The sequence below is a fragment of the Mycobacterium bohemicum DSM 44277 genome (genome assembly GCF_001053185.1).
Classification (GTDB): domain Bacteria; phylum Actinomycetota; class Actinomycetes; order Mycobacteriales; family Mycobacteriaceae; genus Mycobacterium; species Mycobacterium bohemicum.
Genome location: NZ_CSTD01000005.1, coordinates 235,463 through 261,881 on the forward strand (window position 1 = coordinate 235,463; position 26,419 = coordinate 261,881).

Here is a 26,419-nt window from a genome sequence, read left to right on the forward strand (position 1 = left end):
TCATGGGTGTGCCCGTCTACAAGCGCATTCTCGACCTGTTCGAGGCCGAGGGCGTCAACACGCTGTTCGGCATCCCGGACCCGAACTTCGTGCACATGTTCCTCGAGGCGGAGTCCCGCGGCTGGACGGTGCTGTCGCCGCACCACGAGGAGAGCGCCGGCTTCATGGCCGAGGCCGTCTCGCGGATGACGGGCAAGCCGGGGCTGTGCATCGGCACGCTGGGCCCCGGCGTCGCCAACATCGCGGGAGCGATGATGTGCGCCAAGGTGGAAAATTCGCCGGTCATCTTCCTCGGTGGCCAACGGGCCCGCATCACCGAGCGTCGCGTCCGCCGCGGCCGCATCCAATTCGTCCGTCAGGAAGGGCTTTTCGCCCCGGCGGTCAAATACAGCGCCTCGATCGAATATGCCGACCAGACCGACGAAATCGTTCGCGAGGCGATCCGGCGCGCGATGTCCACCACGCCCGGCCCGGCCTACATCGAGTACCCGTCCCACGTGATTCTTGAGGAGCTCGACGTCCCGGACCCCCTGCCGCCCGCCGCGTACCGCCTCGTCGCGCAGGGGGCGGGCGCCCGGGAGGTCGCCGAGGCGGCCAGGCTGGTGCGCGAGGCCGCGAACCCGATCCTGCTCGTCGGCCACGGGGTGCACACGTCGCGCACCGGCGCGGCGGTCAGGGAACTTGCCGAACTGATGGCCTGCCCGGTGATCCAGACGTCCGGCGGCACGTCGTTCATTCCCGGCCTGGAGGACCGCACCTTCCCCTACGGGTTCTCCTCCGCGGCGGTCGAGGCCGTCGTCGCGTCGGACCTGTGCATCGCGCTCGGCACCGAGCTCGGCGAACCGGTTCACTACGGCAGGACCCGGCACTGGGCGCCCAACGACCCCCCCCGCCGATGGATCTACGTGGAGCAGGACCCGACGGCGATCGGCGTGAACCGGCCGGTGGACGTGGCCCTGGTCGGAGATTTGCGCGGCGTGGTGCCCCAGCTGGTCGACGCGCTCAAGGACACCCCGCGCGCGCCCTCGCCCGACCTGGCCCGCTGGATCAAACAGGACGCCGACCAGCTCGCCGAACTGGCCGAGACCGCCCCCAGCGGCCGCACCCCGGTACACCCCGCGCGCTTCGTCGTGGAGGCGACCCGGGCTTTTCCGGCCGAGGGCATCATGGTCCGCGACGGCGGCGCGACCGTCATCTTCCAGTGGACCTACTCGCAGGCCAAGCCGCACGACGTCATCTGGAACCAGAACTTCGGCCACCTCGGGACTGGCCTGCCCTACGCCATCGGCGCGTCGGTGGCCGACGGCGGCAACCGGCCGGTCATGCTGCTCACCAGCGACTCGTCGTTCCTGTTCCACATCGGGGAGCTGGAGACCGCCGCACGTCAGCAGTTGCCGCTGGTCTGCGTCGTGGGCGTCGACCACCAGTGGGGACTCGAGGTCGGCGTGTACAAGCGCACCTTCACCCAGCCTTCGCCGCAGCCGGGCGTGCACTGGAGCAAGGACGTGCGCTTTGACAAAATCGCCGAAGGCTTTGGCTGCCATGGCGAATACGTCGAAAAGGAAGAGGAGATCGGCCCGGCGATCAAGCGCGCCTACGCCAGCGGCCGGACCGCCGTCGTGCACGTCTGCATCGACCCGAAGGCCAACTCCGAGGAGATGCCGAACTACGCGGAATTCCGCACCTGGTACGCCGAAGGCACCCAGTAAAAGGATTGGAAAAGGAGTGGTCATGCGCGAATACCTCAAGTTCTACATCGACGGTCGATGGGTCGATCCGTTGCGGCCCAATACCTTTGACGTCGAAAACCCGGTGACCGAGCAGACGTCCGGGAGGATCTCACTGGGTTCGGCGGCCGACGTCGACGTCGCGGTGCAGGCCGCCCGTCGCGCGTTTGCCGCGTGGTCGCAGAGCACTCGCGAACAGCGGCTGGACGTGCTGGAGGCGATGCTCGCCGAATACCAGAGGCGCGCGGGTGACCTGGCCGACGCCGTCACCGAGGAGATGGGCGCCCCGCCGTCGCTCGCCGCGGGCCCGCAGGTTCAGCTGGGGATCGGTCACCTGATGAAGGCGATCGACGTGCTGAAGAACTTCGCCTTCGAGGAACAGCACGGCGCCACGCTGATCGCCAAGGAGCCGATCGGCGTGTGCGGGCTGATCACGCCGTGGAACTGGCCGCTCAACCAGATCGCGGTCAAGGTGTACCCGGCGCTGGCGACCGGGTGCACGATGATCCTGAAACCCTCTGAGGTCGCGCCGTACTCGGCCTACATCTTCACCGAGATCCTGGACGCCGCCGGCGTGCCGGCCGGGGTGTACAACCTGGTGAACGGTGATGGCCCCGGGGTCGGTGTGGCCCTGGCGAGCCATCCCGGCATCGACATGGTGTCGTTCACCGGATCCACCCGCGCCGGTGTCGAAGTGGCAAGGAATGCCGCCGCCACCGTGAAACGGGTGACCCAGGAACTCGGCGGGAAGAGCCCGAACATCGTGCTCGACGACGGCGGATTCGCCGACAGTGTCCGGGCCGGGGTCGCCAACATGATGCCCAACTCCGGTCAGAGCTGTAACGCGCCGTCCCGCATGCTGGTGCCGAACTCACGCATGGCCGAGGCCGTCACCATCGCGCGTGAGGTTGCCGAACAGGTCAAGGTCGGCGTCCCCGACAAGACCGCGATCGGCCCGGTGGCGTCGAAGGCACAGTTCGAACGGGTCCAGGGCCTCATCCGCAAGGGCATCGACGAGGGCGCGACTCTCGTCGCCGGCGGGCCCGGCCGGCCGGCGGGCCTCGACAAGGGCTACTACGTCAGGCCCACCGTCTTCGCGAACGTCACCAACGACATGACGATTGCCCGCGAGGAGATCTTCGGGCCGGTGCTGTGCATCCTCGGCTACGACGATCTCGATCAGGCGGTGCAGATCGCCAACGACACCGATTACGGTCTGGCGGGCTACGTTTCGGGCGCCGATCTCGACAAGGCGCGAGAGGTGGCCCGCAAGATCCGCGCCGGCTGGGTGACGATCAATCACGCCTTCGACATGAACTCGGCGTTCGGCGGCTACAAGCACAGCGGCAACGGACGGGAGTGGAGCGAGTTCGGGTTCAACGAGTACTTGGAGGTGAAGAGCACTTTGGGCTTCGCGCCCGCCTAGGCCCCGATATAGCTTGAGTCCATGGAGAAGGGATGAGCCGACGATGTTTTCAGCAGTTCTGATCGACAAGGGTGACGCCGGGCAGACGGTGGGTGTCACCGACCTGGACGATGCGCAGTTGCCCCAGGGGCCGGACGACAACGTCAGCATCGACGTCGAGTACTCGACGCTGAATTACAAGGACGGCCTGGCCATCACCGGCAAATCGCCCGTGGTCCGGAAGTTTCCGATGGTACCCGGCATCGACCTGGCCGGCGTGGTCACCGAGAGCAGCCATGCCGACTGGAAAACCGGCGACCGCGTGGTCCTCAACGGGTGGGGCGTCGGGGAGACGCATTGGGGCGGCCTGGCCCAGCGCGCCCGCCTCAACGGCGACTGGCTGGTGCCGCTGCCCCCTCAGTTCACCAGCCGCCAGGCGATGGCGATCGGCACCGCCGGCTACACCGCGGCCCTGTGCGTGGACGCCCTGCTCCGGCACGGAGTGTCACCCGATGAGGGCGAGGTGCTGGTCACCGGCGCGACCGGCGGCGTCGGCAGCGTCGCGATCGCGCTGTTGAGCACGGCCGGCTTCAAAGTCGTTGCCGCAACCGGGAAATCGTCGGAGGAAACCTACCTGCAGCAACTCGGGGCCGTCGCGGTCCTGGACCGGGCCGAGCTCGCCGAGGCGGGTAAGCCGCTGCAGAAGGAGCGCTGGGCCGGCGTCGTCGACACGGTCGGAAGCCACACCCTGGCGAACGCGTGCGCGCAGACGCGATACGGCGGCGCGGTGGCGGCGTGCGGCCTGGCCCAGGGCATGGACTTTCCGGCGACGGTCGCCCCGTTCATCCTGCGCGGTGTCTCGCTGCTGGGCATCGATAGTGTGATGGCGCCGAAGAAACCCCGCCTGGCCGCCTGGGAACGCCTGTCGCGCGACCTGGATGCGGGCGCGCTGGATTCCATCGCCCGCGAGATCCCGCTCGGCAAGGCGATCGACGCCGCCGGGCGGCTCATGGACGGCAAGGTCCGCGGCCGCGTCATTGTCGACGTCAACCGCTGACGGGAGAGCGGCAATGGCCAAGAACGTTGCGGCGTCACCGGGTCCGCAGCTGGATCTGTCCGACGTCGATCACCGGGTCGGCAAACCGGTTGGCGGCGGGCAATTGTGGGACCCGTGCAGTTCGTCGGACATCCGGCGCTGGGTGATGGCCATGGATTACCCCAATCCCGTGCACTGGGACGAGCGGTTCGCCCGCGAGTCGAAATACGGGGGCATCGTGGCACCACAGTCCATCGCGGTGGCCCTCGACTATGGGCACGGTGCCGCACCGGCCTGCGTGGGCCACATTCCCAACAGCCACTTGATCTTCGGTGGCGAGGAATGGTGGTTCTATGGCTGTCCGGTGCGGCCCGGGGACAAGCTGTTCCAGCAGCGCCGGTTCCACGACTACAAGGTCACCGAGACGAAATTCGCCGGCCCGACGATGTTCTCCCGCGGCGACACCATCCACACCAACCAGCACGGCACCCTGGTGGCGCGCGAACGGTCCACGGCGATCCGCTACCTCTACGAGGAAGCAACCAAGCGCGGCATGTTCGAAAATCAGCTGGGCGAGATCAAGCGATGGACGCGAACTGAACTCGAGGCCGTGGAGAAGCTGCGGCGGCAGTGGCTGGAGTCCAACCGGATGGGTGTGTCGCCGCGCTTCGACGAGGTCAAGGTCGGGGACACGCTGCCGCGCCGCGTGATCGGCCCGCACAGCATCGCCAGCTTCACCACCGAATACCGGGCGTTCCTCTTCAACATCTGGGGTACCTTCGAGTGGGTCGCGCCGCCCGGGGTCGAGGATCCGTGGGTCTACCAGGATCCGGGCTGGGGCAAGGATTTCGCGTTCGACGAGGAGGACGCGAAGATCGATCCCCGCAAGCGTGACGGGCTCTACGTCGGCCCCTCGCGCGGGCATATCGACGCCGAACGGGCCAGCGAAGTCGGCATGGCGCGCGCCTACGGCTATGGCGCGACGATGGGCGCGTGGTGCACCGACTACCTCGCGTACTGGGCCGGCCACGACGGCATGGTGCGCCACTCCAAGGCCGACTTCCGCACGCCCGCCTTCGAGGGCGACGTGACCTATTTCGACGCCGAGATCGTCGACAAGCACCCGGAATCGGCCTGGGGCGTTCCGCTGGTGCAGATAAAGCTGCGCCTGACCAACCAGAACGGCGAAATGCTGGTGGGCTGCACGGCCGAGGTCGAACTCCCGTTGTAGCCATGGGTGAAACGGGAACGACGGCCGTGCAACAGCTTTCGCTGGTGTGCGGGCCGCCGCTGTCCGAGGAGCCCGGGTTGGGACCGCTCACGCTGCCGGGCTTCCTGCGCGAGGTCACCCAGCGGTACGCCGACCGTGAGGCGCTGGTGTGGCACGGCGCCGACGGCGTCACGCGCTGGACATATGCGCAGCTTTGGGAACGCGCGGCCGAGGTGGCGCGCGCCTTGCGCGGGTGCGGCCTGGGCAAGGACGGCCGCGTCGGCGTCCTGATGACGAACCGGCCCGAATGGCTTGCCGCGGTGTTCGGAACGTCCCTGGCGGGCGGCGTCGCCGTCACGCTCAGCACGTTCTCCACGGCGCCGGAATTGGACTATCTGGTCAGGGCCTCCGCCGTTTCGGTGCTGTTGTTCGAGCCCACGGTGCTCGCCAAGGACTTCGCCGCCATCCTGACCGAACTCGAGCCCGCGGTCGGCACCTGCTCGCCGGGTGCGCTGGAATCGGAAAAGTACCCGTTTCTGCGCCGGCTCGTGTCGGTGGGCGAGGCGGCCCGCGGGATCGAAGCGTGGGACGACTTTTTGGCGTCCGGTCGCCGCGAGCCCCGCGCGCCGGTCGCGGCGACGGCCGCGGCGGTGCACCCGAGCGATGCCGCCGTGCTGTTCTTCTCCTCCGGCTCGACAAGCAGACCCAAAGGGATCCTCAGCGCCCATCGCGCGGTGTGCATTCAGTTGTGGCGCTTCCGGCGCATGTACGGCTTCGGCCCGGACGATCGCGTCCGCGGCTGGACGGCCAACGGCTTTTTCTGGTCCGGCAATTTCGCGATGGTGCTGGGCTCGACGCTGGCCAGCGGTGGGGCCCTCGTCCTGCAATCCACGTTCGACGCCGCCGAGGCGCTCGAGTTGATGCAGGCCGAGCGGGTGAACTTTCCGTTCGCCTGGCCCCACCAGTGGGCCCAGTTGGCGGGCGCACCCAACTGGGGCAGCGTCGACCTGAGCAGCGTGCGGTTTGCCGATCACAAGACCCCGATCGCACACCATCCCACGGTTTCGGGTGAGTGGTACGAGCCGGGCCATGCCTACGGCAACACCGAAACCTTCACCATCACAACCGGTTTCCCGGCCAACACCCCGCCCGAAGTTCATGCGGACAGCTCCGGGGCCGCGCTTGCCGGTGTCACGCTCAAGATCACCGATCCCCTGACCGGTGGCATCGTGCCTCGCGGCGAGCCGGGCGAGATCCGGGTCAAGGGGCCCACGCTCATGCTCGGCTACCTCGGCATCCCACTCGACGAAACGCTGGACGGCGAGGGGTTTTTCCCGACCGGCGACGGTGGCTATCTCGACGACGCCGGCCGGCTCTACTGGCAGGGCAGGCTCACCGAGATCATCAAGACCGGGGGTGCCAACGTCTCGCCGCGCGAGGTCGATGAGGCCCTGATGGCGCACCCGGGCGTCAAGGTGGCGCAGACCGTCGGACTCCCGCACGAGACACTCGGCGAGGTCGTCGTCGCCTGCGTGGTGGCCCACGACGGCGCAACCCCGGACCCCGAGCAGCTGCGGACGTTCCTGCGGCAACGACTGGCGAGCTACAAGGTGCCCCGACACGTGCTGTTCTTCGGTGAGGACGAAGTGGCGACCACCGGTAGCGCCAAGATCATTGCCGCCGAGCTGCGCGGACTGGCCGCCAAGCGCCTGGCCGGTGAATGACCCGGCAAAAGCCGGGCGTGTCCGCGCGTGTCTTTCGCCCGAATCGTGCTGCGGCGCAATTAGGCTTGCTCCGATCACGAGGAGGGGCAGCGACGTATCGGCATCACAATTGGCGCCGGGCGACAGGATGGCCAGGGCGCGCTGACGGAAGGCGCTGAGCCGGGCGGGATGTATCCCGCACCGGCGCGCTCCGCTTCGCGGGCCCGTTGGGTCGCACCGGTGCGCCGTGCCGGTCGGCTGGCGATCTGGGATCAACCCGAACGGCGCAGCGGCATTCCCGCGCTTGACGGGCTGCGGGCGATCGCGGTCACGCTGGTGCTCGTCGGGCACGGCGGCATTCCGGGCGTCAGCGGCGGGTTCATCGGTGTGGACGTCTTTTTCGTTCTCAGCGGTTTCCTGATCACCTCGCTGCTGCTCGACGAGCTGCGACGCACCGGGCGTATCGAGCTGACCGGCTTCTGGATTCGGCGGGCGCGCCGCCTGCTGCCGGCCCTGATGCTGATGGTGCTCACCGTCGCCGCCGCCCGCGGGCTCCTTCCGGACCAGGCCCTCACCGGCCTGCGCGACGACGCGATCGCGGCGTTCCTGTGGGTGGCCAACTGGCGGTTCGTGGCCCAGAAGACCGACTACTTCACCCAGGGCGCCCCACCATCACCGCTGCAGCACACCTGGTCGCTGGGTGTGGAGGAGCAGTACTACTTCGTGTGGCCGGTGCTGCTGATCGCGGTGACGCTGCTGCTGGCCGCGCGGGCCAGGCGCCGTCACGGCCGGGCGACCGTCGGCGGAGTGCGGTTCGCCATCTTCGTCGTCGCCTCCCTCGGGGCGCTGGCGTCGGCGGCCCTCACCGTCGTCGTCGCCTCCCACGGCACCCGCGACCGGGTCTATTTCGGCACCGACACCCGGGCGCAGGCGTTGCTCGTCGGCGCCGCGGCGGCGGCGCTGTTGGTGCGGGACTGGCCGTCGCTGAACCGGGGGTGGTGCCTCATCGGAACCCGGTGGGGGCGGCGGGTGGCACGGGTCCTGCCGATGACGGGTCTGGCCGGGCTCGCGGCGGCCACGCACTACGCGACCGGCGCCGCGGGCGAGTTTCGCCACGGCCTGCTGAGCGGGGTCGCGATCGCGGCCGTGCTGGTGATCGCGCCGGTCGCGCTGGAGCAGCGCGGGGCCGTCGCCCGCGCCCTGGCCTGGCGACCGCTGGTCTGGCTGGGCACCATCTCCTACGGCGTCTATCTGTGGCACTGGCCGATCTTCCTGGCGCTCAACGGCGAACGCACCGGATGGGCCGGACTTCCGCTGTTCGCGGCGCGGTGCGCCGCCACCGTGGCGGCGGCCGGGGCATCGTGGTGGCTGATCGAGCAGCCGATCAGGCGCTGGCGCCCGCCGGGCGGCAGCCGCCCCGCACCGCGGGATCCCAACCGGCCGTTCACCGTTTCGGTGTTCGGCGACTCCATCGGCTGGACGTGGATGCACTACCTGCCGCCGACCCCGGGATTCGCGTTCCTCGACCACACCGTCATCGGATGCAGCCTGGTGCGCGGCACCCCGTATCGCTACATCGGGCAGACCCTCGAGCAGCGCTCGGAGTGCGACGGCTGGCCCATCAGATGGGCCGCCCAGGTCGCCCAGGACCAGCCCGACGTCGCGCTGCTGATCATCGGCCGCTGGGAGACCGTCGACCGCGTCAACGAGGGTCAGTGGACCCACATCGGTGATCCGACGTTCGACGCGTACCTCAACGGCGAGCTGGAACGCGCGCTGAACATCGTCGGTTCCACCGGGGTGCGCGTGGTGGTGGCCACGGTGCCCTACAGCCGCGGCGGCGAAAAGCCCGACGGCCGCCTGTACCCGGAGGATCAGCCGGAACGGGTGAATCTGTGGAACACCATGCTGCGCAAGACCGCCGCCCACCACCCGAACGTCCAGCTCCTGGACCTGAACAAGAAGCTGTGTCCGGACGGCGTCTACACCGCCAAGGTCGACGGCATCAAGGTCCGCAGCGACGGCGTCCACCTCACCCCCGAGGGCGTGAAATGGCTGACGCCGTGGCTCGAGGAGTCGCTGCGGTAGCTAACCGCCGGTGCGGCAGCTCAGTTCCATGCTGTCGGCGTCGCGGACGGTGAAATTGAAGCTCACATAGCCGTTTTCGGGATTGCGCACCCGGTCCAGGTACGGCTGGGTGTCGGCCGCGTTGGTGTTGTCGGCGACGATCAGCACACCCGGAGACAGCCGCGGTTCGAGGAGCTCGATCACGGGCAGGTAGAGGTCTTTCCAACCGTCGAGCAGGACGAAGTCGACCGGTCCGTCGAGTTCGGCGAGCGTCACCAGTGCGTCGCCCTCCAGCACGGTGATGACGTCGTCCAGCCCGGTCCGGGCGAACGTCTGCTTCGCGGCGGCGATCTTGGCGGCGTTGAGCTCGGTCGTCACCACCCGGCCGCTGCCGTTGTCGCGCACCGCGGACGCCAGATGGATCGCGGAAATGCCGAAGGACATACCGAATTCGACCACCGTCGCCGGGCGGGTCGCGCGCACCAGCGCATAGAGCAGCCGGCCGGCCTCGGGCGTCACCGGGATGTAGAACTCGCTCATCGCCTCGGCGCGTTCCGCGGCGTTCATCGGACGGTCGAAATCACCGTGCCGCTCGCGCAGCAACGACATCTGGTTCATCGCCTCGCCGTACATTTGCTGAAGCACCGGCGCGACCTTGGGATCCTGCAACGTATTGGCCATGTTTTACCAGCGTAGCCGCGTCATGATTTCGTCAACGCGTTTGACGGGCGGTGGGTGGTGGTGCGAGCATGGTCGGGCAAGCACCTCGGTAGGTGAGGCGTCTGCATGGACACAGGCCACTGACCCCGAACGTCGAGAGACGCCCCGGGTCAGGACAGCTCTTCCCGGACCCAAGGGTTGAGCCCAAGTGGCTTCCGGACGAGGAGCGATCGCAAGCGCGGCGAAGCCGGGCGCAGCGGATCGCGACATAGGCCGAGGAGCGATCGCAAGCGCGGCGAAGCCGGGCGCAACGGATCGCGACCATCGGCTACGTCTCGGATACGCCGTGCAGTGCCGAAGCTCCGACGAGAGGGGTGTCACCGGCGGCTCGTTCGCCGCCGGTTGTTCTCGCCTCTTGATTCAGGTGGATGCGACGGCACCCGCGTGTGCCCCGGCCGTGAGGAGGTGAGGGCGAGATGAGCAAGACCAGTCCGGGCGATAGTCCCTATCCGGATTCCATCTCGTTCCGATCCGGTTCCGGCATCCCTTCTGCCGCCTGATCTTTCGGGCAGCGACTGACGCGAGCCGATCGGACCCCAGCACGACAGGACACGATCATGGCTTTTGTTGCATCACACCGTTTTCCCGGCCGTTCGCTGCTGCGCGGATTGGCCACCAGGCTCGCCGCCCGCAGGGCGTTGACTCCGCAGGCGCGCGCCGAGCTGTACGTCTCACGGATGCCGATCGCGGTCGTCACCGCCTCGCTCGGCGGACACCCGGCGGCCGGGGGCGGTCGCGATCACCGCTGACGCGGCCCGCCTCACCGCCCGACCTTCGTTGAGTTAGCGAGAAATCCGATGACTCCCGTCTCCGCCGACGGCGGCCTGCGCAGCGCCCCGCTGAACCGCGCCGCAACAGTGACGCCCGATGCGTCCGCGCAGGCCGTCTCGGACGTCGCGCACACCGGTGACATCGTCGGCGCCTTCGGCCGCATCCGGCGCGACGGCTCGGCACCCTTCAGCGGGCGTTGGCGCCGCCTTCGAACGCTGATGGTCATCACCGGTCCGGGGCTGATAGTCATGGTGGGCGACAACGACGCCGGGGGTGTCGCGACCTATGCGCAGGCCGGACAGAACTACGGCATGGGCCTGCTGTGGACGTTGACGATGTTGATCCCGGTGTTGTATGTGAACCAGGAAATGGTGCTGCGGCTCGGCGCGGTCACCCGGGTGGGGCACGCGCGGCTGATATTCGCCCGCTTCGGCAAGTTCTGGGGTGCGTTCAGCGTTGGGGACCTGATGATCCTGAACGCCTTGACCATAGTCACCGAATTCATCGGTGTGGCACTGGCGCTCGGATTCCTGGGCTGCCCGAGGATCATTGCTATCCCGGCCGCCGCGGTGCTGCTGTTCGCCGTGGTGGCCGGCGGCTCCTTCAGGCGATGGGAGGCGCTGATGTTCCTGCTGATCGCGGTGAACGTGCTGATCATCCCGATGGTGCTGCTGGTGCATCCCACGCTGAACCGGACCGCCGGCGGACTGTTACCGCAGTTTCCGGGCGGCCTCAATTCCACCGTGCTGCTGTTGGTCGTCGCGATCGTGGGCACCACCGTGGCGCCGTGGCAGTTGTTCTTCCAGCAGTCCAACGTGGTGGACAAGCGTATTACCGCGCGCTGGATCCCTTACGCCCGTGCGGATCTGGTCATCGGGATCGTGGTGGTGATGGCGGGCGCGACTGCGCTGATGGCGGTTGGCGCATTCGGCCTGTCCGGCACCGCCGACGCCGGCCGGTTCACCGACGCGGGTGCGGTCGCAACCGCCCTGTCGCAACATCTCGGCAGCTCGTTGGGCATCCTCTTCGCCGTCATCTTGCTGGACGCGTCGCTGATCGGGGCCAACGCGATCGGGTTGGCGACCACGTATGCGATCGGCGACGCGATGGGCAGGCGGCATTCACTGCACTGGAAGGTCAGCGAGGCGCCGCTGTTCTACGGCGGCTATGCCGCGCTCCTTGCGGTTTCGGCAGCGGTGGGGTTCAGCCCCGACCGCGTACTGGGGCTGGTGACCCAGGGCGTGCAGGCGCTCGCCGGCGTTCTGCTGCCCTCCGCGACCGTCTTCCTGGTGCTGCTGTGCAACGACCGGGCCGTGCTGGGCCCGTGGGTGAACACGGTGCGCCAGAACATCGTTGCCTGGATCACCGTGTGGTCCCTCGTGCTGTTGTCGCTGGCGCTGACGGCGACGACCTTCTTCCCCGGACTGTCCACCGGCGCGATCGAGGCGGGGCTGGCAGGTGGTGCGGTGATCGGCATAGCGGGTGGCGCCGCCGCGATCGTCGCCGGTCGACGCCACAGCGACCGGCGCGACGCGCAAACCCTTGTGGGCGCGCTCGGCGGCGGTCTCGACCCCGGCGAGGTCGACGAAATCGACGACGCACCGTTGTTGACCCCCGCCGAGCGGCGCGCCGTGCTCCGCCAGGACCGGCTGGCTTGGCAAACCCCCGACCTGCCCGGGCTGGCCCGGCCGGCCATGTCACCGATTCGCCGGGCGGGGCTGTTGATACTGCGCGGCTATCTGGTGGTGGCCGCCGTGTTCGTCATCGTCAAGATCATCGAGGCCGGCATCGTCGGGCCGGCCGCCTCACTCTGAGGAGGTGGGCAGCAGAACGATCTTGCCGTGGGTGTGCCGCTCCTCGAGCAGCGCGAACGCGTCGGCGACGCGGTCGAGCGGAAAGGTTGCGGCGACGTCGAAATCGATTGCGCCCGTAGCGACAAGGCCGGCCATCTCCGCAAGCACCTCCGGCGTCGACGCCTCCGCGCTGCCTTCGGTCCTGGCGCCGACTTCGGCGGCCTTCTGAAACGAGATGATGGTGTCGATCCGCTCGGGCGCCACCCCGAGATCCACGGCGAGTTGGACGTAGTCCGGCCCGAACAAGTCGATGAACGCGTCGATGCCGTCGGGGGAGGCCTGCCGCAGCCGCTGCGCCAGGGCCCGCATATCGCGGTCGTAGGGGACCGGGATGACGCCGTGGTTGCGCAGCCAGTCGGCGTTTCGCGGTCCCGCGATGCCGAGCACCACCGCCCCGCGCAGCACGAGCAGCTGCACCACCAGGCTGCCGACGCCGCCTGCCGCCGCCGACACCGCGACGGTCTCGCCCGGCCGCGGATCCACCGCCCGCACCGCGGCATAGGCGGTCACACCGACCACGTAGAGCGAACCCGCTGCCGCCCAGGTCAATTCGCGCGGCTTGCGGATCAGCTGGCCCACCGGGACGGCGGTGTGGGTGGCGTGGCTGGACCGGCGCAAGCTGAACCCCATCACCTCGTCGCCCACCGCGAATTCGGTGACGTCCGGCCCGACGGCGGTCACCACGCCGGCGAGGTCGCTGCCCTCACCGGACGGAAAGCTGGTCGGGAACATCTCTTCCAGCGCCCCGACCCGGATCGCCGCCTCGCCGGGGTTGATCCCCGCGGCGCGGACCTCGACAACCACCTCGCCTGCCTCCGGCGAAGGCATCTCGATGTCGGCGACGTACAAGACGTCGCGGCCTCCGTAGCGGTCGAAGCGCACCGCGCGCGCCTTGGCAGCCGTCATCGTCGATCTCCTCACGCCGGGACGCCCTTGCCCACGCCAGCATAGGCCGGGAACACGTATCGACCGGTCGGCATGTCGCGTATGTTCATGGGGTCGACACGGAAGGAACACCCATGGTTATCGCCCGGCTCGGCCGCGGGGCCGCCGCCTTGCTCATCGGGGTGCTCGGCGGCGCCGGTGTCACCGCCTGCGGTGGCAACAAGTCCTCGGCGCCATCGTCTTCGCCGACCTCGTCGGGGTCCCCGTCGTCGACCGCCGCGACCTCGGTGACCAGCCCGTCGGCGGCTCAGCCCTCGGACTACAGCGGGCTACTGATCAAGCCGAGCGACATCGCCGCCGATCTCACCGCCCCCCAGCCTCCGGTGCTGAATCCCAACAATGCGCCCGGCGTCGCCCAGCTGTTCGCCAATGCCGACAACTCCCGCCGGATCGGTGACACGATTCTGATCGTCGCCGATCCCGCGGCGGCAGCGGCCGGCGTCGTCAACACCAAGGCCAACTACGCGAGCAAGGTCAACGGAACCTGGCAGCCCGCCGACGTCGGCTCGAACGGGGCCATGATTTCCGGTACGGCGCCGGACAATTCGCAGGCGATCACCGTGCTGTTGTTCACCGAGGGCAAGGCGCTGGTGAACATGGAGTTCGACAGCGCCCCCAATGATCCCATCGACGCGGGCGTCGCGACGGACATCGGCCGCAAGCAGGACGCCGCGATCAAAGCCGGCCTGCCACAGTAATAGCGAGCCGATTCAGGCGACGACCTGGATGGGATCGCCGACGTTGACCTGATTGAAGTACCAGGCGGCGTTGTCCGGGCTCAGGTTGATGCAGCCGTGGCTGACATTGGCGTGCCCCTGCGAATCGACCGACCAGGGCGCCGAGTGCACGTACACACCGCTCCAGGTGACGCGCACCGCGTATTGCGCGGTGATCTTGTAGCCCTCGGGGGAACTCAGCGGGATGCCGATGGTGCGCGAGTCCATCACCACGCTGCGTTCCTTCTCCAGCGCGGTGAAATTGCCGATCGGCGTCGGGCGGCTCGGCTTGCCCATGGACGCCGGCATGGTGCGCAGCACTTCGCCGTTGCGGCTGACGGTGAAGGTGTGCCCCGACAGGCTGGCGACGCCGAGCAACTCGTCACCGGTGTCGAACCCGGTGGTCAGCGCCTGAACGCCCACCGAGACGTGGGAGTGGGCGGGCCAGTAGTGCGCCGGGACCCACTGCACGACGTTGTTCTCGACCCAGTCGAAGTGGCCGGGCGTGCCGGCCGGGGACAACACGTGAATCGACCGTTCGGCGGCAGACCGATCGGCCACGGGCGCCGAGAACGTCACGACGACCGGGTGCGCCACCCCGACCACCGCGCCGTTCGCCGGCAAAACGGCGGCAACTTCAGGAACGGGTTGGGGGACCGGCATGGCGGCGTGGCCGCGGGCCATGCCGCCGAGCAGGCCCAGCGATGCGATCGCGACCATAACGAACAGATAACGAACCGGTCGGCGCATGGACCTTACCCTTCGAGATGGCGCGATGAACACTGACGATATTCTACTGGCCTTCTACCCATTACGGGTTTCAGCAAACGACGGCGGGTTCGCTCCACCGCCGCCATCCGCCGGTTCGGTGGAGGCAGCGAAGGCGGCACGGCCGGCAGGAAGGGGTGGGCGTGCTCTTCCGCCAACTGGAGTATTTCGTCGCGGTCGCCTCCGAGCGGCACTTCGCCCGGGCCGCCGAGAAGTGCTATGTGTCCCAGCCCGCGCTGTCGGCCGCCATCGCCAAGCTCGAACGGGAGCTCAACGTCACGCTGATCAATCGCGGACGCAGCTTCGAGGGCCTGACGCCCGAGGGCGAGCGGTTGGTGGTGTGGGCGAAACGGATTCTCGCCGAGCACGATGCGTTCAAGGCCGAGGTGGACGCGGTCCGGTCCGGGATCACCGGAACGCTCCGGCTGGGCACGGTGCCCACCGCGTCGACCACCGCCTCTCTTGTGCTTTCCGCGTTCTGTTCGGCGCACCCGTTGGTCAGGGTGCACATCGGTTCCCGGCTGGCGGCCACCGAACTGTACCGGCGCCTGCGCGATTTCGAGCTCGACGCCGCCATCGTGCACGCCGGACCCGACGACGCCCACGACGTCAACCTGGTGCCGCTGTACCGGGAGCGCTACGTGCTGCTCTCGCCGGCCGACATGGTGCCCAGCGGCGCCGCGACGTCGACCTGGCCCGAGGCCGCGCAGCTGCCGCTCGCCCTGCTCACGCCGGACATGCGGGACCGCCAGATCATCGACCGGGCCTTCGCGGGGCACGGCCTGACGGTCACCGCGCAGGTCGAAACCGACTCGGTCGCTTCACTTTTCGCGCAGGCGGCGACCGGAAACTGGGCGTGCATCGTACCGCACACCTGGCTGTGGACCTCGCCGCTGGGCCCGGGCGTCCGCGCACTCGAAATGGTCGAGCCGGCGCTGACGGCCGACGTCGCCCTGGCCACGGGCTCCGCCGGGCCGGGCTCCCCGGTCGCCCGCGCGCTGAGCGCGTCGGCGCAGCAGCTGGCGCTCGACGAGTTCTTCGACGCTGCGCTGATGAAGATCACCCTCCGGCGCTGAGGGCCGCGGGCGGGGCCGCCGCGCTGGCCGGATTCAGCCCGGCGAGGTGCCCGCTTTCCACCCCGGCGGCCGGGTCGAGTTGACAGTCGATCACCGACGGGCCCTGGGAGGCAATGGCTTCGACGAGCGCCGAGCGAAGCTCTGAGGGGGTGTTGGCGTGATAACCCTTGCCGCCGAACGCCTGTGCGATCAGCTCGTGGCGCGCGTGCGCGTTCAACACGGTGGGCGCCGGATCCGAGCCGCTCGCACCGGCCGCCGCCTCGTCGCCGCGGTAGACCCCGCCGTTGTTGAGGACGACGACGGTCACCGGCAGGCGATAGCGGCAGATGGTTTCGACTTCCATTCCGCTGAACCCGAATGCGCTGTCCCCCTCGACGGCCACCACGGGCTTGCCGGTCTCCACCGCGGCGGCGATCGCGTAGCCCATGCCGATGCCCATCACACCCCAGGTGCCGGTGTCCAGCCGGTGCCGCGGCAGTTGCATGTCGATGACGTTGCGGGCCAGGTCCAGCGCGTTGGCCCCCTCGTTGACCAGGTAGGCGTCCGGGTTCGCCTGCAGCACTTCGCGGATCGCCCCGAGCGCATTGTAAAACCGCATGGGGTGCGGATTTTCGGCCAGGCGCTCGCGCATCGTGGCGTCGTTGCGGCTCTTGCGATCGCCCAGTTCCGTCGTCCATTCCGCGGCGACCGTGATCGGGTGGGCGGCCACCGCGTCGCAGAGCGCCGTCATCACCGAGGCGATATCGCCCACCAACGGGGCGGCGATCGGTTGGTTGCTGTCGAGTTCGGACGCCGCGATGTCGACCTGCACGAACTTGGCGCCGGGCGCCCACTGCGGCGAATCGCCGTGGCCGAGTAGCCAGTTCAGGCGCGCACCCACCAGCAGTACGGCGTCGGCGCGCGCGATCGCCAGTGACCGGGCCGCGGCCGCCGACTGCGGATGCGAGTCGGGCAGCAGGCCCTTGGCCATCGACATCGGCAGGTACGGAATCCCGCTGCGCTCGACGAAGTTCCGGATCGCCTCGTCGGCTTGCGCGTAGGCCGCCCCCTTGCCCAGCACGATCAGCGGCCGCCTCGCCTCGGCGCCGTCTCTTATACACCTCTCGATGTGTCTAAGAGACCTGCCGGTCGGCGAACAGCGCGCCCGCGGCGAGGCGGCCGGCGCGAGGGTGGTGCTCGTCGACGGGAAAGCGCCCGGGGATGACGCGGAGCCGACCGTGCGGCGGTGGAGGCTGGCGGTCACCGTCGGCCCTCGAAGCGGCCCCGCCGTGGACCTCGACGCCGCCGCGGCGCCGAACGACGACGTCGCGACGCCCGAGGGCCTCCGCGACGACGACGCCATGATCATGTTCACCGGCGGAACCACCGGTGTGCCCAAGATGGTGCCCTGGACGCGCGCCAACATCGACGCGTCGGTGCGGGCCATCGTCGCCGGATACGGCCTGGGCCCGCGGGACGCCACGGTCGCGGTGATGCCCCTCTACCACGGTCACGGCCTGCTCGCCGCCCTGCTGGCGACCCTGGCGTCCGGCGGCACCGTGCTGCTGCCCGCCCGCGGGCGCTTCTCGGCGCACACGTTCTGGGACGACATCGACGCCGTCCGGGCGACGTGGTACACGGCGGTGCCCACGATTCACCAGATCCTGCTGGAGCGCGCCAAGACCGAGCATCCGGGCGACACCCGGGCGCTGCGCTTCATCCGCAGCTGCAGCGCCCCGCTCACCGTGGAAGCGGCGCAGGCGCTGCAGGACACGTTCTCGGCGCCCGTGGTGTGTGCGTTCGGCATGACCGAGGCCACCCACCAGGTCGCCACGACACCGATCGGCGGCCACGGCGACGGTGAGAACCCCGCCGCGACACCGGGTCTCGTCGGCCGGTCGACCGGGCCCCAGATCCGCGTCGTGGGCCCCGACGGTGCCCCGGCCCCGGCCGAGGCCGTCGGAGAGGTCTGGCTGCACGGGCCCACCGTGGTGCGCGGCTACCTGGGCGACCCGGCCATCACCGCCGCCAACTTCACCGACGGCTGGTTGCGCACCGGCGACCTGGGGTCGTTGTCGGCGGGCGGCGAGCTGACCATCCGCGGCCGCATCAAGGAGCTGATCAACCGCGGCGGGGAGAAGATCTCCCCGGAACACGTCGAAGGGGTCCTGGCCGGCCATCCCGGCGTCCTGGAGGTGGCCGTCTTCGCCGCGCCGGACGCCCTGTACGGCGAGGCGGTGGCCGCGGTGATCGTTCCGCGCGGATCGGCCGCGCCGACGTCCGAGGAGCTCACCGAGTTCTGCCGGGACCGCCTGGCGCCCTTCGAGATTCCGGCGACCTTCCGGCAGGCCGACGAGTTGCCGCACACCGCGAAGGGCTCGCTGGACCGCCGCGCCGTGGCGCAGCGGTTCGGCGGGGTCTGAAGCGGTCCGGGCGTCAGACGGTGGCGCGCACGCGGGCCGCGGCGGATTCCGGCATGGGTTCGTGGCGCGCGAACGAGCGGGTGAATGACGCGGCCCCGTGCGCCAGCGAGCGCAAGTCGATGGCATAGCGCGTCAGCTCCACCTGCGGCACCTCGGCTTTGACCAGGGTGCGCTCCTGGCCCGCGGTCTCGGTTCCCAGCACGCGGCCGCGACGCCCGGACAGGTCGCCCAGCACCGCACCGACGAAGTCGTCGGGAACCAGCACCGAGATCTCGTCGATTGGCTCGAGCAGGGTGATCTTCGTCGCCGCCGCGGCTTCCCGCAGGGCGAGGGAGCCCGCCATCTGGAACGCGAAGTCCGACGAGTCGACGCTGTGCGCCTTCCCGTCGAGCAGGGTGACTCGGATGTCGACCACCGGGTAGCCGGCGTGCACCCCCTTGTCCATCTGCGCGCGCACGCCCTTTTCCACGCTGGGGATGAACTGTCGCGGCACCGCCCCGCCGACGACCCTGTCGAGGAACTCAAAGCCCGCCCCCTCCGGCAGCGGCTCCACCTCGATGTCGCACACCGCGTACTGGCCGTGCCCACCGGACTGCTTGACGTGGCGCCCGTGACCTTTTGCCTTGCTCGCGAACGTTTCCCGCAACGGCACCCGCAACTCCACCGTGTCGACCGTAACGCCGTAGCGGTTGGCCAGCGCGTCGAGCACCACGCCGGCGTGGGCCTCGCCCATGCACCACAGCACGATCTGGTGGGTTTCGGAGTTCTGTTCGATGCGCAGCGTCGGGTCCTCGGCGGCCAATCGCCCCAGCCCCACCGACAATTTGTCCTCGTCGGTCTTGGCGTGCGCCGCGATGGCGATCGGCAGCAGCGGCTCGGGCATCGCCCAGGGCTTCAGCACCAGCGGCTCGGCCTTGTCCGAGAGCGTGTCGCCGGTTTCGGCGCGGCTGAGCTTGCCGATGGCGCAGATGTCGCCCGCCACCACCGCGGCCGCGGGACGATGTTGCTTGCCCAGCGGGAAGGACAGCACCCCGACCCGCTCGTCCTCGTCATGGTCGGGGTGCGTGCCGTTGCCGTTGGTGGCGCCGCCGAAAAAGGACGCAAAATGGCCCGACACGTGCACGGTGGTGTCGGGCCTGATGGTCCCGGCGAACACCCGGACCAGGCTGACCCGACCGACGTAGGGGTCCGACGTGGTCTTCACCACCTCGGCCAGCAACGGCGCGTCGACGTCACATTCCAGCGTCGCGTGCGGGGCCCCCACCGGTGTGAAGACCTCGGGCAGTGGGTGTTCCATCGGCGAGGGAAATCCGCGGGTGGCGACTTCCAGCAGCTCCTGGGTGCCGACACCGGTGCTGCTGCACACGGGGATCACCGGGAAGAACGACGCCCGCGCCACGGCGCGTTCGAGATCCTCGATGAGCACCGCTTCGTCGATCGACTCGCCGCCGAGATAGCGCTCCATCAGCGACTCGTCCTCGGATTCCTCGATGATGCCTTCGATCAGCGTGCCGCGCGCCTCCGCGACGCGGTCGGCGTCCGATGGATCGGGCTCGTCGACGGTCCGCTTGCCGCCCGAATACCGGCAGCGGGTCTGCGACAGCAACCCGATCAGGCCGTCCGCCGTCGGCAGGTACAACGGTAAAACCTTGTCGCCGAACGCGTTCTGCGCGGCCGCCAGGGCCTGCTGATAGTCGGCCCGGGCGTGGTCGAGCTTGGTGATGACGACCGCGCGCGGCATGCCGACCTGGCTGCATTCCTGCCACAGGGACTTTGTCGGCTCGTCGATACCGTCACAGCCCTCGTTGGCCGCGATCACGAACAGGGCGCAGTCGGCGGCGCGCAGGCCGGCCCGCAACTCGCCGACGAAGTCGGCATAGCCGGGTGTGTCGACCAGGTTGACCTTGGTGCCGTCGTGGGCCAGCGAGGCCACCGCGAGGCCCACGGATCGCTGCTGGCGGATTTCGGCGTCGTCGTAATCGCAGACCGTCGTCCCGTCGGTGACCGACCCGGGCCTCGACAGCACGCCCGCGGCCACCAGCAGCGCCTCGACGAGGGTGGTCTTGCCTCCCCCGGAGGGCCCGATCAAGACCACGTTGCGGATGTCGCCCGGACCGTTGGCGGTCGGGGCCGCGCCGGCGCCCTGGGAAGTATTCGCCTTGTCCGCCATGAATTTCCTCCAAGTTCGCGCCGTTGCGTCCCGAAGTACACCTCTCCAACAACCATTCCCCCAACCACCGTCGACCACAAGACCGCAGGGTCACCCGATGGTCACGCCCGGGGGCCGGCGGCTCCCGCGTGCCAGCTCGACCAGCGCCGCACCGCCACCGCGATCACCGGACCGTCCAGCCGAACATGTTGATACTGCGGGTATTTGGCCCGCAGCAGGCGATACCCGGTCGCCATCGCGGCCCCGTCGTGGTGGACCGAGGCGACGCCGTCGACGCGCACCCACCACAATCGCTTCCAGTCGTCGGCGTAGTGGTCGACCAGCAGGCAGACCATGGGGTTGACGGCGATGTTGGCCAGGCGGCGCAGCCGCCGCGTCGTCTTGGGTTTCGCGTCGACGGCGGTGTACACGATTGCGCCCTCGATGCCGCCGTCGAGGTCGCCCTCGACGGCGAACACCACCGGAACCAGATGGGGTGTCCCATCCGGCGAGGCGGTGGCCAGGCGCGCCACCGGCGACCGGGTGAAGCCCGCCTTGGGGTCGAAATCGCCCACGAGGTCAGCCTAGGGCCGTCGCCCCGCCGCCCGCGTTACGCCCGCAGCGAAGTCAGTGCGCCTACAGCGGGAACAATGGGTGGCCGATAAGACTGGCCGCTGCTGTGAATAGCCGCCTGCATTACGGTTATATACACAGGAGATCTGCACCCAGGGCCCCATGGCCGGGACAGTTCCGGTGTTTCCGGCTATCGAGGAAGGTGACGGGATGAGCAAATCGAACCACCGCTCAGTCGGGTGGTCCCGGGTTGTCAGCGCGCTGGCAGTGGTGGGACTGGGCCTCGGCTTCGGCGTCGGGTCGCCCACGGTGCCCGCGGCCGCCGCGCATCCCGGGGTTTCCACGCTGGCGCTCGACCGGTTCAGCGACCGTCCGGAGGCGCCGCTCGACCCGTCGGCCCTGGTCGGTCAGGTCGGGCCGCAGGTCGTCAACGTCAACACCAAGTTCGGCTACAACAACGCGGTCGGCGCCGGGACGGGCATCGTCATCGACCCGAACGGCGTGGTGCTGACCAACAATCACGTGATCTCGGGCGCCACCGACATCAGCGCGTTCGACGTGGGCAACGGGCAGACCTACCTGGTCGACGTCGTCGGCTACGACCGCACGCAGGACGTCGCGGTACTGCAACTCCGCGGCGCGGCCGGCCTGCCGACCGCGGCCATCGGCGGCGGGGTGGGCGTGGGCGACCGACACCCTGACGGGCGCCGAGGAGAACCTCGGCGGCCTGATCCAGGCGGACACCCCCATCAGGCCGGGCGACTCGGGCGGGCCGATGGTCAACAACGCGGGCCAGGTGGTCGGCGTCAACACGGCCGCGACCGACAGCTACAAGATGTCCGGCGGGCAGGGCTTCGCCATTCCGATCGGCACCGCGATGGGGGTGGCCGGCCAGATCCGGTCGGGCGCCGCCTCGCGCACCGTGCACATCGGGCCGACGGCCTTCCTCGGGCTCGGCGTCGTCGACAACGGCGGCAACGGCGCGCGGGTCGCCCGGGTGGTCACCTCCGGCCCGGCCGCCGCGGCGGGGATCTCGCCCGGCGACGTGATCACCTCGGTCGACGGGGTGGGGATCAACGGGGCCACCGGGATGAGCGACGTGCTGGTCCCGCATCACCCCGGGGACACGATCGTCGTGGACTTCCGGACCGCCTCCGGTGGCGAGCGCACGCAGAACGTGACGCTGGCGGACGGGCCGCCGGCCTGATCCCGGCGGCCAAGATGCTCGCTTGGCGGCGAATTCCCTTGCCGCCAGGCGAGATACGTTCGTTGTGCGCACCAGTGATTCCCGTCGTCCCACCTCGGGTACCCCTGGCAGCGTGGAAATGATGAACGCCGGAAGAGACGCTGTCGATCACCATCCCGCCGCAGGCAGTCACGTGGAGGGCGGTGTGGTCGAGCACCCCAACGCCGAGGACTTCACCAACGCCGCCGCGCTGCCCGCGGACCCGACCTGGTTCAAGCACGCCGTCTTCTACGAGGTGCTGGTCCGGGCGTTCTTCGACGCCAACGCCGACGGATCCGGTGACCTGCGCGGGCTGCTGGGGCGCCTCGACTACCTGCAATGGCTGGGCATCGACTGCATCTGGCTGCCGCCCTTCTACGACTCACCGCTGCGCGACGGCGGCTACGACATCCGGGACTTCTACAAGGTGCTCCCGGAGTTCGGCACGGTCGACGACTTCGTCGCGTTGCTCGACGCGGCGCACGAACGGGGAATCCGCGTCATCACCGACCTGGTGATGAATCACACGTCGGAGTCGCACCCCTGGTTCCAGGAGTCCCGCCACGACCCCGACGGCCCGTACGGCGACTACTACGTGTGGAGCGACACCAGCGAGCGCTACACCGACGCCCGCATCATCTTCGTCGACACCGAGGAGTCGAACTGGACGTTCGACCCGGTCCGCCGCCAGTTCTACTGGCACCGGTTCTTCTCCCACCAGCCGGACCTGAACTACGACTGCCCGGCGGTGCAGGAGGCGATGATCGACGTCATCCGCTTCTGGCTGGGACTGGGCATCGACGGGTTCCGCCTGGACGCGGTGCCCTACCTGTTCGAGCGGGAGGGCACCAACTGCGAGAACCTGCCCGAGACGCACGCCTTCCTCAAGCGGGTCCGCAAGGTGGTCGACGACGAGTTCCCGGGCCGGGTGCTGCTGGCCGAGGCCAACCAGTGGCCGGCCGACGTCGTCGAGTACTTCGGCGATGCCAGCACCGGCGGCGACGAATGCCACATGGCGTTCCACTTCCCGCTCATGCCGCGCATCTTCATGGCGGTGCGCCGCGAGTCGCGATTCCCGATCTCGGAGATCCTCGCGCAGACGCCCGAGATCCCCGAGATGGCGCAGTGGGGGATCTTCCTGCGCAACCACGACGAGTTGACGCTCGAGATGGTCAGCGACGAGGAACGCGACTACATGTACTCGGAGTACGCCAAGGATCCCCGGATGAAGGCGAACGTCGGGATCCGGCGGCGCCTGGCGCCGCTGCTGGACAACGACCGCAACCAGATCGAGCTGTTCACGGCGCTGCTGATGTCGCTGCCCGGTTCACCGGTCCTTTACTACGGTGATGAGATCGGCATGGGCGACGTGATCTGGCTGGGCGACCGCGACGGCGTGCGCACCCCGATGCAGTGGACACCGGACCGCAACGCCGGGTTCTCCAGCGCCAACCCCGGCAGGCTCTACCTGCCGCCCAGCCAGGACTCCGTCTACGGCTATCAGGCGGTCAACGTGGAGGCCCAGCGCGACACGTCGACGTCGTTGCTGAACTTCACCCGCACGATGCTCTCGGTGCGCCGGCGCCACCGCGCGTTCGCCATCGGGTCGTTCGAGGAACTGGGTGGCTCCAACCCGTCGGTGCTGGCGTTCGTGCGCCAGGTGCGGGAGTTCGGCGAGCGCGGCGACGACGGCGTCCGGGCGCAAAGCGGTGACGTCGTGCTGTGCGTCAACAACCTGTCCCGGTTTCCCCAGCCGATCGAGCTGAACCTGCAGAACTGGAGCGGTTGCACGCCGGTCGAACTCACCGGGCACGTGGAATTTCCGCGCATCGGCCACCTGCCCTATCTGCTGACGCTTCCGGGACACGGCTTCTACTGGTTCCAGCTGTCCCCCGTATGTGAGGAGAACCCATGACTGTGACTGCCGGGTTGGCGGCCAATCTGCCCTGGTCGGACTGGCTGCCACAGCAACGGTGGTACGCCGGTCGCAACCGCCAGCTGTCGGCCGCGGGTGCCGGCGTCGTGGTCCCGCTGCGCCAAGACCTCGATCTCGTCCTGGTCGACGCCGAGTACTCCAGCGGACCGTCGGAGCGCTACCAGGTGATCGTCGGGTGGGATTCCGCGCCGGTGTCCGAGTACAGCACGGTGGCGACCATCGGCGCCGCCGACGACCGGACGGGATTCGACGCGCTCTATGACGCCGACGCGCCGCAGTTCCTTCTCTCGCTGATCGACTCGTCGGCCGTGCGGGAGGAGGCCGGCAACCGGCTGACCTTCACCAAGGAGCCCGACGCCACCCTCCCGCTGGAGGCGATGCCGCACGTCTCCGACGCCGAGCAGAGCAACACCAGCGTCATCTTCGACCGCCGCGCGATCTTCAAGGTGTTCCGGCGGGTCAGCGGCGGGATCAATCCCGACATCGAGCTCAACCGGGTGCTCGCCCGCGCGGGCAATCCGCATGTGGCCCGGCTGCTCGGCACCTACCAGATGGCTCCGCCGGACGGCGGGCCGGACGCCGAGGCCTGGCCGCTGGGGATGGTGACCGAGTTCGCGTCCAACGCCGCCGAAGGGTGGGCGATGGCGAGCGCCAGCGTTCGCGACCTCTTCGCCGAGGGCGACCTGTACGCGTACGAGGTCGGCGGCGACTTCGCCGCCGAGGCCAACCGGCTCGGGGAGGCCGTGGCGTCCGTGCACGCCACGCTGGCCGAGCAGCTCGGCACGGCGCAGACGCCCTTCCCGGTGGACACCGTGCTCGGGCGGCTGTCGAAGACGGTGGCGTCGGTCCCCCAACTCGAGGACTACGCGGCGAACATCGAGGAGCGATTCTCAAAGCTGCAGGGCGAGACGATCACGGTGCAGCGGGTGCACGGCGACCTGCACCTGGGCCAGGTGCTGCGCACCCCGGAGAGCTGGCTGCTGATCGACTTCGAGGGCGAGCCCGGCCAGCCGCTCGAGGAGCGGCGCGCGCCCGATTCGCCGCTGCGCGACGTGGCCGGCGTGCTGCGCTCCTTCGAGTACGCCGCCTACGGGCCGCTGGCCGATCAGGCCGGCGACAAGCAGCTGGCCGCGCGGGCCCGCGAATGGGTCGAGCGCAACTCCGCCGCGTTCTGCGACGGCTATGCGGCGGTGTCGGGCACCGACCCGCGGGACTCGGCAGAGGTGCTGGCGGCCTACGAACTCGACAAAGCCGTCTACGAGGCCGGCTATGAGGCGCGTCACCGGCCGGGCTGGCTGCCGATTCCCTTGCGGTCGATCGCCCGGCTCACCGCCGTGTAGGAACCACATAGCAATCCGATATGCGTCGCCTGCGATTCCCGCGGGCTTCTGAAAGCATGTCGGTGTGGCGAGCGAAACCTTCAACAGCGAAGCGCGGCTCTCCTGGGTGCTGGCCGTGCTGGCCGGCGTGCTGGGAGCGATCTCCTTCACCCACTCCCAGGGCTACTTCGTGGTGTTCATGACCGGCAACGCCCAACGCGCCGTGCTGTCGTATTTCACCCACCAGCCGTGGTTGGCGGTGAGCGCCGCGCTGCTCATGGTTTCGTTCGTCACCGGCGTGGTGGTCGCCTCGGTGTGCCGGCGGCATTTCTGGGTCAACCATCCGCACGGCCCGACCGTGCTCACCACCATCAGCCTGGCGGTCGCCACCATCCTCGACGTCCTCGACGAGGGCTGGGAGGAGAACTTCCTCGACTTCGCGCCAATCCTGGTGCTGGCCTTCGCCAACGGAACCCTGAACACCTCGTTCGTCAAGGACGGCGAGGTCTCGGTGCCGCTGAGCTATGTGACCGGCACGATGGTGAAGATGGGGCAGGGCATTGAACGGCACATCGCCGGCGGGAGGGCGGCGGACTGGCTGGGCTATTTTCTGCTGCTGGCCAGCTTCATGGTGGGCGCCGGGATCGGCGGCTTCATCGGCGTCGTGGTCAACGGGACCTGGATGCTGGTGATCGCCACTGCCGCATGCGCTTTGGCCACCCTGTACACCTACTTCCACCAGGACCGCCGCGCCCTGCTGGCGGAAAAGTCCGCGAAATGAAGCATCGGCAGCAGCGCTGACCGGTGCGCTGCTGCCG

The 26,419-nt window shown here is 69.1% G+C and carries 19 protein-coding genes, 2 pseudogenes and 1 riboswitch; of the genes and pseudogenes, 15 read left to right on the forward strand and 6 right to left on the reverse strand.

Features of this window, described 5'->3' with window-relative positions; translation table 11 throughout:
• Nucleotides 1-2 precede the first annotated feature (2 nt).
• The 6 genes from BN971_RS21010 (at nt 3) to BN971_RS21035 (ending at nt 9,169) form a co-directional block, all read left to right on the forward strand.
• Nucleotides 3-1,709, forward strand: coding sequence for a thiamine pyrophosphate-binding protein (locus tag BN971_RS21010; protein WP_090350535.1), 1,707 nt, complete (start codon nt 3-5; stop codon nt 1,707-1,709).
• Between the two features lie 22 nt (nt 1,710-1,731).
• The gene (locus tag BN971_RS21015; RefSeq protein ID WP_085179844.1) at nt 1,732-3,153 is read left to right on the forward strand and encodes an aldehyde dehydrogenase family protein; all 1,422 of its coding nucleotides are present in this window, start codon (nt 1,732-1,734) and stop codon (nt 3,151-3,153) included.
• A 43-nt stretch (nt 3,154-3,196) separates the two neighbouring features.
• On the forward strand, nt 3,197-4,189 hold the full coding sequence (gene acuI, locus BN971_RS21020) for an acrylyl-CoA reductase (NADPH) (protein ID WP_085179630.1): 993 nt from the start codon (nt 3,197-3,199) through the stop codon (nt 4,187-4,189).
• Nucleotides 4,190-4,202: 13 nt separating this feature from the next.
• Nucleotides 4,203-5,399, forward strand: coding sequence for a MaoC family dehydratase (locus BN971_RS21025; protein WP_085179629.1), 1,197 nt, complete (start codon nt 4,203-4,205; stop codon nt 5,397-5,399).
• 2 nt (nt 5,400-5,401) lie between these two features.
• Nucleotides 5,402-7,102: a class I adenylate-forming enzyme family protein gene (locus BN971_RS21030; RefSeq protein WP_085179628.1), complete on the forward strand. Its 1,701-nt coding sequence runs from the start codon at nt 5,402-5,404 to the stop codon at nt 7,100-7,102.
• A 168-nt stretch (nt 7,103-7,270) separates the two neighbouring features.
• Complete coding sequence (locus BN971_RS21035) at nt 7,271-9,169, forward strand: acyltransferase family protein (RefSeq protein ID WP_090350537.1); 1,899 nt, start codon at nt 7,271-7,273, stop codon at nt 9,167-9,169.
• On the opposite strand, the gene BN971_RS21040 is transcribed toward BN971_RS21035, so the two are convergent.
• Nucleotides 9,170-9,829: an O-methyltransferase gene (locus tag BN971_RS21040; protein ID WP_085179627.1), complete on the reverse strand. Its 660-nt coding sequence runs from the start codon at nt 9,827-9,829 to the stop codon at nt 9,170-9,172.
• A gap of 77 nt (nt 9,830-9,906) precedes the next feature.
• A riboswitch (M-box (ykoK) riboswitch) is annotated at nt 9,907-10,189 on the forward strand.
• A 236-nt stretch (nt 10,190-10,425) separates the two neighbouring features.
• On the opposite strand from BN971_RS21040, the gene BN971_RS21050 reads away from it, so the two are divergent.
• Together BN971_RS21050 and BN971_RS21055 are read left to right on the forward strand one after the other, a co-directional pair.
• A complete protein-coding gene (locus BN971_RS21050) occupies nt 10,426-10,617 on the forward strand; it encodes a hypothetical protein (protein WP_085179625.1) in 192 nt (63 codons plus the stop codon).
• Nucleotides 10,618-10,665: 48 nt separating this feature from the next.
• Nucleotides 10,666-12,453, forward strand: coding sequence for an NRAMP family divalent metal transporter (locus BN971_RS21055; RefSeq protein WP_085179624.1), 1,788 nt, complete (start codon nt 10,666-10,668; stop codon nt 12,451-12,453).
• Here BN971_RS21055 and BN971_RS21060 read toward each other — a convergent pair.
• Nucleotides 12,445-13,398: an NADP-dependent oxidoreductase gene (locus tag BN971_RS21060; RefSeq protein ID WP_085179623.1), complete on the reverse strand. Its 954-nt coding sequence runs from the start codon at nt 13,396-13,398 to the stop codon at nt 12,445-12,447. The two genes, BN971_RS21055 and BN971_RS21060, sit on opposite strands and share 9 nt — an antisense overlap.
• Nucleotides 13,399-13,511: 113 nt before the next feature.
• Between BN971_RS21060 and BN971_RS21065 the strand changes: the two genes are divergently transcribed.
• The gene (locus BN971_RS21065) at nt 13,512-14,135 is read left to right on the forward strand and encodes a hypothetical protein (protein ID WP_085179622.1); all 624 of its coding nucleotides are present in this window, start codon (nt 13,512-13,514) and stop codon (nt 14,133-14,135) included.
• Nucleotides 14,136-14,147: 12 nt separating this feature from the next.
• Here the strand turns inward: BN971_RS21065 and BN971_RS21070 are convergent, their stop codons facing one another.
• Nucleotides 14,148-14,903 (reverse strand): L,D-transpeptidase, encoded by a 756-nt coding sequence (locus BN971_RS21070; protein ID WP_085179621.1) that lies wholly within the window; start codon nt 14,901-14,903, stop codon nt 14,148-14,150.
• 161 nt (nt 14,904-15,064) lie between these two features.
• Between BN971_RS21070 and BN971_RS21075 the strand changes: the two genes are divergently transcribed.
• Nucleotides 15,065-15,997, forward strand: coding sequence for a LysR family transcriptional regulator (locus BN971_RS21075; protein WP_085179842.1), 933 nt, complete (start codon nt 15,065-15,067; stop codon nt 15,995-15,997).
• Here BN971_RS21075 and oxc read toward each other — a convergent pair.
• Nucleotides 15,981-17,105 (reverse strand): oxalyl-CoA decarboxylase, encoded by a 1,125-nt coding sequence (oxc, locus tag BN971_RS21080; protein ID WP_428978071.1) that lies wholly within the window; start codon nt 17,103-17,105, stop codon nt 15,981-15,983. The two genes, BN971_RS21075 and oxc, sit on opposite strands and share 17 nt — an antisense overlap.
• Before the next feature lie 13 nt (nt 17,106-17,118).
• On the opposite strand from oxc, the pseudogene BN971_RS21085 reads away from it, so the two are divergent.
• Nucleotides 17,119-18,399 (forward strand): annotated as a pseudogene (locus BN971_RS21085) (FadD7 family fatty acid--CoA ligase); the annotation flags it as partial.
• A gap of 13 nt (nt 18,400-18,412) precedes the next feature.
• Here the strand turns inward: BN971_RS21085 and BN971_RS21090 are convergent.
• Nucleotides 18,413-20,569 carry an elongation factor G-like protein EF-G2 gene (locus BN971_RS21090; protein WP_085179618.1) on the reverse strand — a complete coding sequence of 719 codons (2,157 nt, stop codon included), beginning with the start codon at nt 20,567-20,569 and terminating at the stop codon, nt 18,413-18,415.
• A 101-nt stretch (nt 20,570-20,670) separates the two neighbouring features.
• Nucleotides 20,671-21,123 (reverse strand): TIGR03668 family PPOX class F420-dependent oxidoreductase, encoded by a 453-nt coding sequence (locus BN971_RS21095; protein ID WP_085179617.1) that lies wholly within the window; start codon nt 21,121-21,123, stop codon nt 20,671-20,673.
• 208 nt (nt 21,124-21,331) lie between these two features.
• Between BN971_RS21095 and BN971_RS21100 the strand changes: the two are divergent.
• The 4 genes and pseudogenes from BN971_RS21100 to BN971_RS21115 all read left to right on the forward strand — a co-directional run bounded on the left by BN971_RS21100 (nt 21,332) and on the right by BN971_RS21115 (nt 26,382).
• Nucleotides 21,332-22,328 (forward strand): annotated as a pseudogene (locus BN971_RS21100) (S1C family serine protease).
• Nucleotides 22,329-22,449: 121 nt separating this feature from the next.
• Nucleotides 22,450-24,261 (forward strand): maltose alpha-D-glucosyltransferase, encoded by a 1,812-nt coding sequence (gene treS / locus BN971_RS21105; protein ID WP_085179841.1) that lies wholly within the window; start codon nt 22,450-22,452, stop codon nt 24,259-24,261.
• Nucleotides 24,258-25,622 (forward strand): maltokinase N-terminal cap-like domain-containing protein, encoded by a 1,365-nt coding sequence (locus tag BN971_RS21110; RefSeq protein WP_085179615.1) that lies wholly within the window; start codon nt 24,258-24,260, stop codon nt 25,620-25,622. Before treS ends, BN971_RS21110 begins: the two co-directional genes overlap by 4 nt.
• Before the next feature lie 64 nt (nt 25,623-25,686).
• Entirely contained in the window at nt 25,687-26,382 is a 696-nt protein-coding gene (locus BN971_RS21115; protein ID WP_085179614.1) for a YoaK family protein, read from the forward strand.
• Nucleotides 26,383-26,419 lie beyond the last annotated feature (37 nt).